Origin of the sequence: Pseudomonas schmalbachii (genome assembly GCF_017589465.1) — a bacterium.
Taxonomy (GTDB): domain Bacteria; phylum Pseudomonadota; class Gammaproteobacteria; order Pseudomonadales; family Pseudomonadaceae; genus Pseudomonas; species Pseudomonas schmalbachii.
In genome coordinates this window covers 366,314-381,027 of record NZ_JAELYA010000005.1, presented here as the reverse complement: position 1 = coordinate 381,027, position 14,714 = coordinate 366,314, and the positions used below count along the sequence as shown (strand labels likewise).

The following is a 14,714-nucleotide window of genomic DNA, read 5'->3' as shown; positions in this document are numbered from 1 at the left end:
GAGCACGACATGCCGCACAAGCCTGCTGTGGAAGCCGCCAAGGATGAACTTCTCGCCGAATTCCAGGCCCTGGTCAGCGATACGGAAAAACTCCTGCACAGCTCCGCCAACCTGGCGGGTGCGGAAGCCGACCAGTTGCGCGAACAGCTTCACTCCAGCCTGAAACGCGCCCGCGAGGCCCTGGACGTGACCCGATCGTCGGTACGCGATCAGGGACAGGCCGCCGTCGATGCCACCGAAACCTATGTGCGGGAGAACCCCTTGCAGGCGGTGGGGATCGCAGCGGGAATCGGCTTCCTGCTCGGTTTGCTGGTGAGCCGGCGCTGATCCATGACCGACGGAAAGGATGCCGGCCCGGACAGTTCGGCCAACCGCCCCTCCCTGCGGCGCCTCGCTGCCGCATTCCTCGGCCTGCTGGAGGGCCACGTCGAGCTGTTCGGCGTCGAACTGCAGGAACAGAAAGGCCACCTGCTGAAACTCCTGCTGCTGGCGGGCTTCTGCCTGGTCTTCGCCATGCTTCTGCTGGTGGGCCTGTCGGCGCTGGTCATGGTGGTCTTCTGGGATACCTACCGCCTGCAGGCAGCCATCGGCCTCTGCCTGTTCCACGGGCTCGGCTGCCTCTTCTGCATCTGGCGCCTGCGTGCGATGAGCGACGATGAAAGCTCGCCGTTCAGCGCCACCCTTGAGGAACTCGCCCGCGACAGGGAGCGGCTGCTGCCATGAGCGAACGACCACAACCCGTCACCCGCCAGCCCCGGCACGAGCTGCGCAAGACCATCATCCGCCTGCGCCTGGAACTGCAGCGGCAGCAACTGGTGCATGAAAGCCAGCAGGTGCTGCGGCCGCTGCGGCAGGCACGGAATCTTGGGCAGAGCGTGCGGCAGCAACTGCGCGGCAATGTCCCGCTGTGGGCGGGCACCGGCGGCGCCGTCCTGCTGGCACTGCTCGCCGGCCGCAATCGGAAATGGAGCCGGCTGCTGCGCCTGGCAATCGCGCTGGCCCCGCTGCTCTTCAAGCTGAGCACAACGAGCGGCACCGAGGACGCACCGCCACCGCCCGGCACGCATCTCTGAGCTGTCGGGTGGCCGCATTCTTGCAGCGTCAGGCAGGTGCACCCGCACTTTCCCAGCCGTGCAACTAAGGATGTGTCCCTTGATAGATGGGCAACCAATCGCCTGCTTCCAGCCCTTCATCGACACCGCCACCGGCCTGATCGCCGGCGTCGAGGCGCTCGGCCGGTTGCGCCAGCCCGATGGCGAACTGCTTTCGGTCGGACCGCTGTTCTTCGATCCGAAGATGCGGCCGCCGACCCTGCGCCAACTGGACCGGCAGATCCGCGACGACGCCCTGGCCCGAATTCACGAGGCGCCCGGGGATTGGTTCCTCAGCCTGAACATCTCGCCGCGCTGGATCAGCCGCCTGCGCCCCAACCAGCCGCTGCCGAGCCTGAAGCAATTGCAGCAGCAGGGAGTCGCCCCGCAGCGCGTGGTCTTCGAGATCACCGAGCTGGGCGGCGGTTATCAGCGCCTGCCGGAAGTGGTGGCGCGCTACCGTGAGGCCGGCGCACGGATCGCCATCGACGACTTCGGTGCCGGCTACTCGCAGCTCGACCGGGTGCTGGCCCTGCAACCGGACATCCTCAAGCTCGACATGCGCCTGTTCCAGCAGGCCGCCCGCGGCGGGCCCAGTGGCGAGGTGGTCAGGGCGCTGGCGCAGATGGCGGAAAAGACCGGCTGCTGGATCATCGCCGAAGGCATCGAGACCGCGGAGGAACTGGACTTCGCCCTGGAGTGCGGCGCCCGCTACGTGCAGGGTTTCCTGTTCGGCCGCCCTGCTCTCGACTTTCCCGCCAGCGATACCTACCGGGAATTGTTTGCGCAGCTGCGCGATCGCTACGTGCAGCGCAAGCTCAAGGAGCGCTCGAATCTTCTGGAGCTGCGCCAGCAGTTGGCCGACTTCATGGCCCGCCTGCGTCCCTGGGCGGAAAGCGGCGCCATTCTCAGCAGCCTGCCCGACCCGGAGTTCTGCCCACGGGTGCTGCGCATCTATCAATGCGACCGCCACGGCACACAGACCTCGCCGAACCTCGAATGGAAGGGGCTGTTCTGGAAGGAGGATCGCCGCTACCTCGGGCACAACTGGTCATGGCGGCCGTATTTCTATCAGCTGCTGGCCGAAGGCGGCGACGAGCAGCGGCTGATGCTCTCCGGCACCTATCGGGACGCCACCAGCAACCAGCACTGCATGACTGCGGGGATGTTCATCGACCAGGGGCGCCGCCTGCTGCTGATCGATATCGATGCCGAGGGCCTGTGAGCGTTGAGATTGCCTGGGCGAGCGGCTAGCCTCGTATTCGTCGTGAATGGATGGATGATCGAATGGACTGGCATACCCTGCTCCCCCGCGAACGCCTCGGCAAACCGGTGCACAGCAGCGCCGAACTGGGCCGCAGCGCGTTCCACAAGGACCATGACCGCATCATTTTCTCCGGTGCCTTCCGCCGGCTGGGGCGCAAGACGCAGGTCCATCCGGTCTCCAGCAACGACCATATCCACACGCGCCTGACTCACTCCCTCGAAGTCGGCTGCGTCGGCCGTTCGCTGGGCATGCGGGTCGGCGAGATGCTCCGCGACGAGCTGCCGGAATGGTGCGACCCCAGCGACCTCGGCGTGATCGTCCAGTCCGCCTGCCTGGCCCACGACATCGGCAACCCGCCGTTCGGCCACTCCGGCGAGGACGCCATCCGCCACTGGTTCCAGCAGGCCTCCATGCGCGGCTGGCTGGACGACATGAGCGATGACGAACGGGCCGACTTCCTGCACTTCGAAGGCAACGCCCAGGGTTTCCGCGTGCTCACCCAACTGGAATACCACCAGTTCGACGGCGGCACTCGCCTGACCTACGCCACCCTCGGCACCTACCTCAAGTACCCGTGGACGGCCCGGCATGCCGATTCGCTGGGCTACAAGAAACACAAGTTCGGTTGCTACCGCAGCGAGCTGCCGCTGCTCGAACAGATCACCCACAAGCTCGGCATGCCGCAGATCGAAGAGGAGCGCTGGGCACGGCATCCGCTGGTCTACCTGATGGAGGCGGCGGATGACATCTGCTACGGCCTGATCGACCTGGAAGACGGGCTGGAGATGGAGCTGCTCGCCTACGACGAGGTCGAGGCCCTGCTGTTGGGACTGGTGGGCGACGACCTGCCGGAAACCTATCGCCAGCTCGGCCCGCAGGACTCCCGCCGGCGCAAACTGGCGATCCTGCGCGGCAAAGCCATCGAGCACCTCACCAATGCGGCAGCCCGGGCCTTCGTCGAACAGAAGGAAGCACTTCTCGCCGGCTGTCTTCCAGGCGACCTGGTGGAGCATATGCATGGCCCGGCGAAGCTCTGCGTGCTGCGCGCGAAAGCCATGGCCAGGGAGAAGATCTTCCAGGACAAGCGCAAGACGCTGCATGAAATCGGCGCCTACACGACCCTGGAAATTCTCCTCAACTCATTCTGCGGAGCGGCACTCGAGCAATACGACGGGCGTACCCCGTCGTTCAAGAGCCAGCGCATCCTCGACCTGTTGGGACACAATGCCCCCGATCCGCACTGGCCCCTGTACAAGGCGTTCCTGAGAGTGATCGATTTCATCGCCGGCATGACCGACAGCTATGCCACGGAAATGGCCAGGGAAATGACCGGGCGCTCCAGCCCGATCTGACCTTCAGATCCAGGCAGGCCGGCCCGGCCTTCCGCACGGCTTGTTCTCATCGCAAGCGGATGCGCAATCGCTGCATCCCTGGGCCGTTCCCAACTGGGCCTGCAGCTGGCTCTGCAGGCCGTCCAGCGCCTGCTGAAGCTGCATTACCCTGCTGCGCAGCAGGCTTTCGTCCGCGCCATCCCGACACGCATCTTCCAGCTCCACGCAGCGACTGCACAGCGACTCCGCCTGGACCAGCCGGGCGGCGCCCTTGATGCGATGTGCAAGCTCCGCCAACTGCTGCAGGTCCCCTTCCTCCAGCAGCGGTTCCAGACGCTGGGAGTCCGCCCGATTGCTGGCGATCAACTCCTCCAGCAGCCGCCCGACCATGGCGGAGTCGCCGCCGCTCATTTCCTTCAACAGGAGTAGATCGAAAGCATCCCCGGCCGGCATGGGAGCATCTGGCAAATCGTCGGAATCGACTATTCGTGGCACTTGATTCAGCCGCGACCGCAAGCTTTCCAGCCCGGTCGGCTTGAACAGGCAATCGTCCATGCCGGCATTGCGGCAACGCTCGATTTCATCGGGCTGGGCATTGGCCGTGAAGCCGAAGATCATGCATGGCCGGACATCCATTTCCCGCTCGATTTCGCGAACCTTGGCGGCCAGACCGTAACCACTGAGCACCGGCATGTTGCAGTCGGTAATGATCAGATCGAAATCACCCGGGTGCCACACCTGCAGGGCCATGGCGCCATCGTTGGCAACGACCACCTGATGCCCCAGGTACTCCAGTTGCTGAATGAGCAGAATGCGGTTGGCTGGGTGATCGTCCACCGCCAGAATCCTGAGAGAAACCTGCGGTTCGTGCTCCGCCACGCCGCCGGCAACCGCCTCGTCCTGAAGCGGTTCCAGCGTATGCAGCACCAGCCTCACGCTCACCTTGGTCCCAATGCCCGGCCGGCTTTCCAGGCGGACTGTCCCTCCCATCATTTCCGCGAGCTTGCGGCAGATTGTCAGCCCGAGCCCCGTGCCGCCGCGTGATGCGCGGCTGCTCTGCTGCACCTGGCAGAACGGTTCGAACATCTGGGCCTGGTCCTGTTCGGCGATACCGATCCCGCTGTCCTCGACGGACAGGTCCAGGGCGATGCGATCGTCGACCAATGGATCGGCGCCGACCCGGATGCTGACGAAACCCGTGTCGGTGAACTTGATGGCGTTGCTTACCAGGTTCGAGAGAATCTGCTTGAGGCGCAACGGGTCGATAAGCACATCGCAGGCCGCGACAGCATCCATCTCCAGCCTGAGCTGCAAACCCTTCTGCCTGGCCAGGCCATCGAAGACCCGGGCGACCGACTCGACCAGTTCGCGCAGCTTGGCGCGCTCAGGCATCAACGTCAGACGGCCGGACTCGATCTTCGCCACATCGAGGATGTCGCCGATCAGCAGCAGCAGCGACTTGGCCGACTCGTACGCCACCTCGATATGCTGCCCCTCACGGCAGCCCCCACAGCCACTGCTCGTCAGGGCAAGCTCCAGCATGCCGAGTACAGCGTTCATCGGCGTGCGAATCTCATGGCTCATGGTCGCGAGGAAAGTGCTCTTGGTACGACTGGCCTCCTCGGCCTGATCCTTGGCGATCTGCAGTTGATGACGCAGGCGCTCGCGCTCGGTCACATCGATCCACCCGCACACCAGACCAATCACCGCACCGGTGGCGCTGCGGTAAGGCGTGGCCCAGTGATAGACCTCCATGCGCTGGCCATGCATCTCGAGAACACGGTCGGCGGCATGTGGCCGACCTGCGTCCATTACCCTGAGGTATTCCCTGTGCAGCTCCTCGGCCTGCTGCGGGTTCATCCAGGTGGCATCGGCAAGATACGACCCATAGACCTGCTCGCGAGTCTGCCTGGTGAAATCGAGGTAGCTTCGGTTGCAGGTCAGCACCCGCCCCTCCCGATCCCTAACGACGACGGGGTGGGGAATGCCGTCGACCAGAGCCCGCTTGAACCCGAGCCTGTAGTTCAGATCCTTTTCGGCGCGGTTCCGCCGGCGCACCTTGAGCTGCAACCGCCAGTTCCACAGCAGCACCAGGGCCAGTACCAGCAGGCCGACCAGCAGCATCTGGTAGAGCTGCGTCCTGTATCCCTCCCAGACGCTGTCGGATGACTCCACGCTGGTGGACCAGCGGCTGACGATGTTGGCCATGTCATCGGGAGAAATCGCCAGCAATGCCTTGTTCAGGATGCTCAGCAACTCGGGATCCGCGTGCGATACCGCGAAGGAGAAATGTCCCGGCTCGCGATCCAGCGTCGCGACGATGCGCAGGTTCCGGTAGTAGCGCGAGATCAGGAAGTTGGCCGAGGCCATCAGATGTATCGCTGCGTCGACCTTGCCTTCGCTGACCAGCGGAAAAGCATCGGCAGCGTTCTCGACCTCCACCACCCGCACATCCGGAAATTCCTCCTTGATGTACGAGGCCACCGCCGAGCCCCGCGGCAGGGCAACCTGCTTGTGCTTCAGGTCTGCCAGCCCGCCGATCCGGTTATTGGCCTTGCTGGCAACGAGAACGAAGGAAGTGCTCAGATACGGACGGGTGAAGTCCAGCAGCTCCTCCCGCTCGGGACTGGGCGTCAGGGCGGCGATCGCGTTTGCCTGCCCCTGCTGTACCCGCTGCTGCATCTCGGGGATCGAGGCGGAGGGTTGAATCTCGAACTGCAGGCCGGTTCTGGCCCAGATGAGCTCCAGCAGGTCCGCGACGATTCCATGGAAATTCTGCTGGGAGTCGAAAAAGGTCAACGGCGCGAGCGCCTGATCCACGGTCAGCACCGGCCGCGGGTGCCGCTTGAGCCAGCGTTGCTCCTGTGCGGTCAGGACCAGTTCCTGATCGAGGATCGGATAAGGCGCGCCCGAACTCCAGCGACGCTGAATGCCCAGCCGGGCCTGCGCGGGAATACTGTCCAGGACCTTGTTGAGAATGGGCAGCAGGTTCTCGCTGGATGCGCTCAGCGCGAAACTGAAACCCACGCAATTGAACTTCGCGAAGTTCAGCATCTTCAGATCGACCAGATAGCCCTGGCTGATCAGGTACTGGGCGCTGAAGGCATCGCCGACGTAAAAATCGACCTGACCCAAGGAAACCGCTTCCAGCGCGCGCCGGAGGGAGTTGAAATTCACGATCTCCGACTGCGGGTAATAGCTGGCGACCTCCCGGCTGGAGAAGTAGTCCCCGACAATCGCAATACGCTTGCCGGATAACTGTTCGACGCCGCTCACCCGGCTCCCTTGCGGTCCGACAACGACAGGCTGGTTGGCGAAATACGGCTCGGACAGGACGATGCCGGAAAATTCGGCTTCATAGCTGGTCGAGCGGCTCAGCAGATCTATCTGGCCATCACGCAAGGCCTCGACAGCGCTGGCCCGGTCGGGATAGCGCCGAACCTCTATCTGCAGGTTCAACGCGCTTCCCAGAATGCCCAGGAAGTCCGCGGTAACCCCCTCCAGGGAGCCCTGGCCGGCGGTGATATCGAGCGGCGGATAATCCGGATCGGTGACCCCGACCACCAGCTTTTGCTTGCTTCTCAGCCACTGCCAATCGGACTCCGACAGATTGGGAACGAAGCGATCGCTCGCCGGCCTTGCCAACAGGTTCAGGGGAGACCACGACTGATTGTCCGCCTGTGCGAGACACGAACAGGGCAACAGAAGAGCGGCCAGGAAAACCGTAAGGAAGGCACGTACGAAGCGACCAGTCATCGCCGACCTCAAACCAGCGCGTTGCGCTTGGCGAATTCGATCAGATCGACCAGCGAATGGGCATTGAGTTTCAGCAGCAGGCGGGTCTTGTAGGTACTGACCGTCTTGTTGCTGATGAACATCTGATCGGATATTTCCTTGTTGGAATAGCCATTGGCCAGGTATTGAAGAACTGCCATTTCCCGGTCGGAAAGTCTCTGGATGAGTTCCTGATCGTCCATATGACCGCCATTCCTGCGGCTGGGACGAATTGCAGTACTGGGGAAGTAGTTGTATCCGGCGATCACTGCATTGACCGCACTCATCAACTCCGCCAATCCGCCCTGTTTGCAAACGAATCCCGAAGCGCCGGCCTGCATGCAACGCATGGCAAACAATGAGGCACTCTGTCCGGTCAGGACGAGAACTTTCATCGGCAGGTCGAAGGCCGAAAGACGGCTGATGACTTCCAGTCCATCGAGTTTCGGAATTCCGATATCGAGAATGACAAGTTCCGGAATCAGCTCTTTGGCCAGGGACAGGGCGTCGACGCCGTTGTCTGTCTCGCCGACAATCGCGTGGTTCTCCTTTTCCAGCAATACACGCATCGCCATGCGTATGACGGGGTGATCATCTACGATAAGAATCTTGCTCACAGTACTCCTCCGGAAAAAACAACCTGCATTCACACGAATGCGATTGCACGCAAGATATCTCCCGGATGGATTCTGTCGAGGTCTATCCCTCTCAATTTACTAGTCTTAAGAAAAATCCTACGTGATAAAAATCCACCCCCTACACGACTCCGAAGCATGGACACGCATCCATGCGGAAGTCCTAATCCCCTGCCACAAGAAACATCCAGCCCGGAGAAATATTCCGCTGCCACCAACGAATATCCCTTACAACTTTTTCCCATTCGGCAGAGTTCCATGAATCCATGGATTTCAGATTAATCCAATTGAAAACAACAACCCCGGACTTCGGATCAGGAGTTAATTAATACCCCTATCGACCCAGGATCGATCGATATTCCGAAAGCTGGACACGAAGAAATTTTCGTAAGAATTAATTGCAAAGTAATCAGCCAACAACTCTGCAAGGCAGAGCCGGCCGCAATACAGACAGGGACGCCGCCGAACTATTCCCGGCGATCAGGCCGGAGAATGAATCGGCTGATCGGGATACCAGGCATCCATCAACGGGCTGATGGTGAACTTCTCCAGTTCCGACTGTTGTTTCAGCCAGCCATCGACCAGCGCCCGCTGCTCTTCGCTGACCGAACCACGTCGAGCCAGACAGATGAAGCCGAACTCGTCGCAACCTGCGTAACTCAGTTCGTTCGGCGCCAGCACCGCAGCTTCGAAACGCTGGAGGAATTCCTCCGTCGCACCGTCGGCGAGTCCTTCCTTGAACTGGAAGCTCAGTTCGAAGCCCAACTCCTGGAATTCGTCGACGCAGAGCTTCTTGCGCAGGCGACGGGAACGATTGGTGGCCATGGGATGAGGCTCCTTCTCCAGGGGACTGGTTGCCAGCCTCCGCAGTGTAGTCGACGGGCGTCGTCGCTTCAGGCGAGCGACAGGCCGGCCGGTAGTCCGTCGCATTCCTGGCGACAGCCGACGATTGCCCAGAATGCAGGCGCATCACCGTTCGGCTTGCGGCATAATGCGCCGGCAGGTCCAGACCAGCACGTAAATATTCCAACGTCCTGCCCTTTCTTACCTGTCACTGCCTTGCCTGGAATGTCACTCTCAAAAATGTTCAAGTCATTGCGCGCCATAGCCCTTGCCACGCTGTTGCCCTTCACCGTACCAGCGCTGGCCCAGATCAATACGACCCTGCCGGTCAGGGTCGAGAAGGCCCTCAAGGCCAGCAAGCTGACCAACGATGCACTGTCGCTGGTGCTGATTCCGCTCGATGGTCCCGGCAACCCGACCTACTTCAACTCCGACGTTTCGGTGAACCCGGCGTCGACCATGAAGCTGTTCACGACCTACGCCGCACTGGAAATGCTCGGTCCGACCTACCAGTGGAAGACCGAGTTCTATACCGATGGCCAACTGAAGAATGGCGTGCTCAACGGCAACCTGTACCTCAAGGGAGGCGGCGACCCCAAGCTGAACCTGGAAAGGCTCTGGCTGCTGATGCGCGACCTGCGCGCCAATGGCGTGCAGAAAGTCACTGGCGACCTGGTGCTCGACCGCGGCTATTTCAACGCCCCGCAGTTGCCGGTATTCAATGACGATGGCGGCGACGACAACAAGCCGTTCCTGGTCGGCCCGGATTCGCTGCTGGTCAACCTGAAGAGCGTTCGCCTGGTGGTACGCAGCGATGCCGGCAAGGCCACGGTCCTGATGGACCCGCCACTGGCCAACGTGCGGATCGAGAACCAGATCAAGGTGACCGCCCCGGCCACCTGCCCCTCGTGGCCGAAACTGCGCTTCAACCCCGTGACGCAATTCGACGGTGCCAACCTGGTGGCGACCGGGCAGATCCCCCAGGGCTGCAGCGCGCAGACCTACATGTCGCTGCTCGACCATCCGACCTACACGGCTGGCGCCGTGCGTGGCATCTGGCAGGAGCTCGGCGGCAGCATCCTCGGCAAGGACCGCCAGGGCAACGTGCCGAAGAGCGCCACGCTGGTGGCGCGGGCGTTCTCCCCGGACGTCGTCGAGATCATTCGCGACATCAACAAGTACAGCAACAACACCATGGCGCGGCAGCTGTTCCTGTCCATTGGCGCGCAAAACCGTACCAGCGCGGACGCCAACGACGGCCAGGCGGCACAGCGGGCGATCCGCCAGTGGCTGGCGCGCAAGGGCATCATCGCCTCGCACCTGGTGATGGAGAACGGCTCGGGCCTCTCGCGTGACGAGCGCGTCAGCGCCCGCGAGATGGCGGCCATGCTGCAGGCTGCCTGGCACAGCCCCTATTCGGCGGAGTTCGTTTCCTCACTGCCGATCGTGGCGATGGACGGCACCATGCGCAAACGCCTGCGCAGCACGCCGATGGCGGGCGAAGCGCATGTGAAGACCGGCACGCTGAACACCGTTCGCGCCCTGGCCGGCTTCAGCCGCGATGCCACCGGCAACAACTGGGTGGTAGTGGCGATCCTCAACAGCAACCGGCCGTGGGGCGCATCGTCGATTCTCGACCAGGTGCTGCTGGACCTCTACAGCACCACCAAGCGCAGCGCGGCACGCTGATCACCAGGCCGCCGCGCTGCAACGGCGCGGCGGTCCTTCCCCAGCTCATGCTCCGCGCACGGTGATGCGCCAGGCTTTGTGAATCCTGGCGTTGCGCGCGAAGTCGGGGTCCAGCGTCTGGGCGCTGATGTCCTCGACCTGGTAGCGCGCCATCACCCCTTCATCCATCTCGAACTTGCGGAAGTTGTTCGAGAAGTACAGAACACCACCCTTCGCCAGCCGTGCCATGGCCAGGTCGATCAGTTCGACGTGGTCGCGCTGCACATCGAACACCCCTTCCATGCGCTTGGAGTTGGAGAAGGTCGGCGGGTCGATGAAGATCAGGTCGTATTCGCCACGATCCTCGCGCAGCCATTCCATGACGTTGCTCTGCACCAGGCGCTGCTTGTCGGAGAAGCCGTTCAACGAGAGATTGCGCCGGCCCCAGTCGAGGTAGGTCCGCGACAGGTCCACGCTGGTGGTGCTGCGCGCACCACCCCTGGCCGCATGCACGGTCGCGGTGGCGGTGTAGCAGAACAGGTTGAGGAAACGCTTGCCCTCCGCCTCGCGCTGGATACGCATGCGCATCGGACGATGGTCGAGGAACAGGCCGGTATCGAGGTAGTCGGCCAGGTTGACCAGCAGCTTCACCCCGCCTTCCTGGACCTCCATGAAGCGGCCTTCGGTGTTCTGCCGTTCGTACTGCTTCTTGCCGACCTGTCGCTCGCGGCGCTTGACCACGATGCGCTCCGGCGGAATGTCCAGTGCCTGCGGCAAGGCCGCCAGCGCATCGAGCAGACGGGCCTGGGCCTTGGCCGGATCGATGGATTTCGGCGCGGCATATTCCTGGACATGCGCCCAGTCGCGATAGATATCCACGGCCAGCGCGTATTCCGGCATGTCGGCGTCATACAGGCGATAGCATTCAACCTTTTCCCGGCGCGCCCACTTGCCCAGTTGCTTGAGGTTCTTCTGCAGGCGGTTGGCGAACATCTGCCCGCCCTCGCTGAGCCGCGCCGGCTCGGCCGCTGCTGCCGCCGGCTCGCGTCCGTCGCGCGATTCGCCACGCTCGCCGGTGACGAACTGACGCGGATCGATATCCAGCATCAGCAGTTTGCAGGGCAGCGCACCGTTCCAGAAGGCGTATTGCTTGTGGCTGCGGATGCCCATGCGCTTGCCCAGCTCCGGGGCGCCGGTGAATACGCCGGCGCTCCAGCCCAGGCAGCTCTGGCGCAGGCGCTCGCCAAGGTTCTGGTAGAGATAGAGCAGGCTCGCCTCGTCACCGAGACGCTCGCCATAGGGCGGGTTGCAGATCACCAGGCCGCGCTGGCCCTTGTCCGGGCGCGGCTCGAAAGTGGCCAGCTCGCCCTGATACACCTTCACCCACTCGCCGAGACCGGCCCGCTCGATATTGTTGCGCGCCGGCTGGATCAGCCGGGGATCGGCCTCGTAACCGCGAATCCACAGCGGCGTCTTCGCCAGTCCGGCAGCCGCCCGCTGCTCCGCGTCCTCCAGCAGCTTCTTCCACAGCACCGGGATATGCCCCAGCCACTGGCTGAACCCCCAGCGCTCGCGCTTGAGGTTCGGCGCGATGTCGGCAGCCATCAGCGCAGCCTCGACCAGGAAGGTCCCGACACCGCACATCGGGTCGGACAGAGCGCCGCCTTCCGCGGCGATCTTCGGCCAGCCGGCGCGAATCAGGATTGCCGCGGCAAGGTTTTCCTTCAGCGGCGCGGCGCCCTGCTGCAGGCGGTAGCCGCGCTGATGCAGGCTGTGTCCGGACAGATCGAGGGACAGCACCGCCTGGCCGCGATCGAGGTGCAGATGCACGCGGATATCCGGGTTGACCTTGTCCACGGTCGGCCGGTGGCCGAACTCGGCACGCAGGCTATCGACGATGGCATCCTTGACCTTCAGGGCGCCGAAGTGGGTGTTGTCGATACCCGAGCCGCGCCCGCTGAACTCCACTGCCAGGCTGCCGCCCGCGTCCAGGTGATCGCTCCACGGGACATTGCGCACGCCCATGTAGAGTTCCTCGGCGTCCGCCACCGGGAACCGCGCGAGCACCATCAGCACCCGGTTGGCCAGGCGCGACCACAGGCACAGGCGATATGCCGTTTCCAGATCGCCCTCGCCGCGCACCGCGGAAACCTGCGCCCGCGCCTGCTGCAGGCCGAGCGCCTGGGCCTCCTCCAGCAACAGGCCATCGAGTCCCTTGGGACAGGTAAGGAACAGTTCGTAGATTTCCGCCATGCAAGCTTTCCCGGGCCGCAGCCCTCTTCAGACGGCGCCGAATCGGGCGCCATATCAGCCAATTCCGCTTCACAGCAGGGAAACGGAACGCTGTTGATCATTTTCAGGGGCAACGGCCTTGCCGGTCTGCGACCGTGAGCCGCACTTCTCGCCCCACTCGTCGGGATGAGAGGAAATCTCATTTGAGTTCCCGCTCACTCCACATCCACTACAAACTCCCGCCCCAGGCGGGTTTAGCCGTAATGGCACTTCGATTTCCAGAAATAACTGAGGCTTTCAGCCCAGAAGAGTTAAGTCTTTATTACAAATTGGTTGTTCACAGCGTCATGCGCATTGGTTAGAACTCAGCTTAACCCGTCATCGCAATGATGGCGGATGGGGTTCGTCACGCCGGCAATGAACCCCATTGGCGGTGCTTTCCGCCAGGCCTCCAAGGGGGGCCAACGGGACATAACAGTCAACAGTGAGGGCAACACCCGATGAGAAGACTTAAGCGTGATCCGTTGGAAAGAGCTTTTTTGCGCGGTTATCAATACGGCGTCAGCGGGAAATCCCGTGATCTTTGTCCTTTTACCCATCCCACCACACGACAATCCTGGCTGAACGGCTGGCGTGAAGGTCGTGGCGACAACTGGGATGGCCTTACCGGCACCGCTGGGGTGCAACGTCTGAATCAGATTCAACACGCAAACGCCTGATCCAGGATCACACCGACTTTACCCAGGCCGCCCCATCCGGGCGGCAGGGCGCAAGCCCCAGGGCTCCGAAAGGAGCCCTTTTTATTACAGGCTATTTCTTCGCTGCGGCAATCGCATCCACCGCCTCGCGGATCAGCGCCGGCCCTTTATAGATGAAGCCGGAGTAGATCTGCACCAGGCTCGCGCCCGCGGCGATCTTCTCGGCCGCATGGACGCCCTCGGTGATTCCGCCCGCGGCGATGATCGGCAGGCGGCCACCCAGCTCACCGGCCAGCACCTTGACGATATGCGTGCTCTTCTCGCGCACCGGCGCACCGGAAAGACCACCGGCCTCGTCACCGAACGGCAACCCCTCGACCCCTTCCCGCCCCAGCGTGGTGTTGGTGGCGATCACCGCATCCATGCCCGCCTCGACCAGCGCGGCGGCCACCAGCGCGGTTTCCTCGTCGCTCATGTCCGGAGCGATCTTGATCGCCAGCGGAACCCGTCGGCCATACTGCTCGGCCAGATCCTCCTGGCGCTGGCGCAGGGCCTCCAGCAGTTGCCGCAGCGAGTCGCCGAACTGCAGGCTGCGCAGGCCGGGAGTGTTCGGCGAGCTGACGTTCACCGTGACGTAGCTGGCGTGCGCATAGACCTTGTCCAGGCAGATCAGGTAGTCGTCCACCGCGCGCTCGACCGGCGTATCGAAATTCTTGCCGATATTGATGCCCAGGATGCCCTTGTACTTCGCCGCCTTGACCCGCGCGACCAGATGGTCGACGCCATGATTGTTGAAGCCCATGCGGTTGATGATCGCCGTCGCCTCGGGCAGACGGAACAGCCGCGGCTTCGGATTGCCCGGTTGCGGACGCGGCGTGACGGTGCCGATCTCGACGAAACCAAAGCCCAACTGGGCGAAGCCGTCGATGGCGTCGCCGTTCTTGTCCAGCCCTGCGGCCAGGCCGACCGGGTTGGGGAAATCCAGCCCCATCACCGTCACCGGCAGGCTGGCCGGCGCCTTGTTGAACAGGCGGTTCAGGCCGAGACGGCCACCGGCACCGATCAGGTCGATGGACAGTTCGTGGGAGGTTTCCGGGGACAGCTTGAACAGGAGCTCGCGGGCCAGGCTATACATGGTCGGGCATCGGTCGGCTAAAAGGGGGCGTCATTATAGC

The 14,714-nt window shown here is 63.0% G+C and carries 12 protein-coding genes; 7 read left to right on the top strand and 5 right to left on the bottom strand.

Annotation, left to right across the window (positions count from 1 at the left end; genetic code table 11):
- Positions 1-9 precede the first annotated feature (9 nt).
- The 5 genes from JFY56_RS15255 (at position 10) to JFY56_RS15235 (ending at position 3,710) form a co-directional block, all read left to right on the top strand.
- Positions 10-327: a DUF883 family protein gene (locus JFY56_RS15255; RefSeq protein WP_208314682.1), complete on the top strand. Its 318-nt coding sequence runs from the start codon at positions 10-12 to the stop codon at positions 325-327.
- Positions 328-330: 3 nt separating this feature from the next.
- Positions 331-723, top strand: a complete 393-nt coding sequence (locus tag JFY56_RS15250; RefSeq protein ID WP_208314681.1) for a phage holin family protein — start codon at positions 331-333, stop codon at positions 721-723.
- Entirely contained in the window at positions 720-1,073 is a 354-nt protein-coding gene (locus tag JFY56_RS15245) for a hypothetical protein (protein ID WP_208314680.1), read from the top strand. The genes JFY56_RS15250 and JFY56_RS15245 overlap by 4 nt, the downstream gene beginning before the upstream one ends.
- Before the next feature lie 79 nt (positions 1,074-1,152).
- Positions 1,153-2,316, top strand: coding sequence for an EAL domain-containing protein (locus JFY56_RS15240; RefSeq protein ID WP_208314679.1), 1,164 nt, complete (start codon positions 1,153-1,155; stop codon positions 2,314-2,316).
- A 62-nt stretch (positions 2,317-2,378) separates the two neighbouring features.
- On the top strand, positions 2,379-3,710 hold the full coding sequence (locus JFY56_RS15235) for a deoxyguanosinetriphosphate triphosphohydrolase (RefSeq protein ID WP_208314678.1): 1,332 nt from the start codon (positions 2,379-2,381) through the stop codon (positions 3,708-3,710).
- A gap of 3 nt (positions 3,711-3,713) precedes the next feature.
- On the opposite strand, the gene JFY56_RS15230 is transcribed toward JFY56_RS15235, so the two are convergent.
- From JFY56_RS15230 to JFY56_RS15220, 3 genes are all read right to left on the bottom strand, one after another.
- Positions 3,714-7,445: a transporter substrate-binding domain-containing protein gene (locus tag JFY56_RS15230; RefSeq protein WP_208314677.1), complete on the bottom strand. Its 3,732-nt coding sequence runs from the start codon at positions 7,443-7,445 to the stop codon at positions 3,714-3,716.
- 8 nt (positions 7,446-7,453) lie between these two features.
- A complete protein-coding gene (locus JFY56_RS15225) occupies positions 7,454-8,080 on the bottom strand; it encodes a response regulator (protein WP_208314676.1) in 627 nt (208 codons plus the stop codon).
- 498 nt (positions 8,081-8,578) lie between these two features.
- Entirely contained in the window at positions 8,579-8,923 is a 345-nt protein-coding gene (locus JFY56_RS15220; protein WP_208314675.1) for a YggL 50S ribosome-binding family protein, read from the bottom strand.
- Positions 8,924-9,181: 258 nt separating this feature from the next.
- On the opposite strand from JFY56_RS15220, the gene dacB reads away from it, so the two are divergent.
- Positions 9,182-10,630, top strand: a complete 1,449-nt coding sequence (gene dacB, locus JFY56_RS15215) for a D-alanyl-D-alanine carboxypeptidase/D-alanyl-D-alanine endopeptidase (RefSeq protein ID WP_208314674.1) — start codon at positions 9,182-9,184, stop codon at positions 10,628-10,630.
- 45 nt (positions 10,631-10,675) lie between these two features.
- Here dacB and rlmKL read toward each other — a convergent pair whose 3' ends face one another.
- Positions 10,676-12,862 carry a bifunctional 23S rRNA (guanine(2069)-N(7))-methyltransferase RlmK/23S rRNA (guanine(2445)-N(2))-methyltransferase RlmL gene (rlmKL, locus tag JFY56_RS15210; RefSeq protein ID WP_208314673.1) on the bottom strand — a complete coding sequence of 729 codons (2,187 nt, stop codon included), beginning with the start codon at positions 12,860-12,862 and terminating at the stop codon, positions 10,676-10,678.
- Positions 12,863-13,341: 479 nt separating this feature from the next.
- Between rlmKL and rmf the strand changes: the two genes are divergently transcribed.
- Positions 13,342-13,560, top strand: coding sequence for a ribosome modulation factor (gene rmf / locus JFY56_RS15205; RefSeq protein ID WP_208314672.1), 219 nt, complete (start codon positions 13,342-13,344; stop codon positions 13,558-13,560).
- 91 nt (positions 13,561-13,651) lie between these two features.
- Here rmf and JFY56_RS15200 read toward each other — a convergent pair whose 3' ends face one another.
- Positions 13,652-14,674, bottom strand: coding sequence for a quinone-dependent dihydroorotate dehydrogenase (locus JFY56_RS15200; RefSeq protein WP_208314671.1), 1,023 nt, complete (start codon positions 14,672-14,674; stop codon positions 13,652-13,654).
- Positions 14,675-14,714 lie beyond the last annotated feature (40 nt).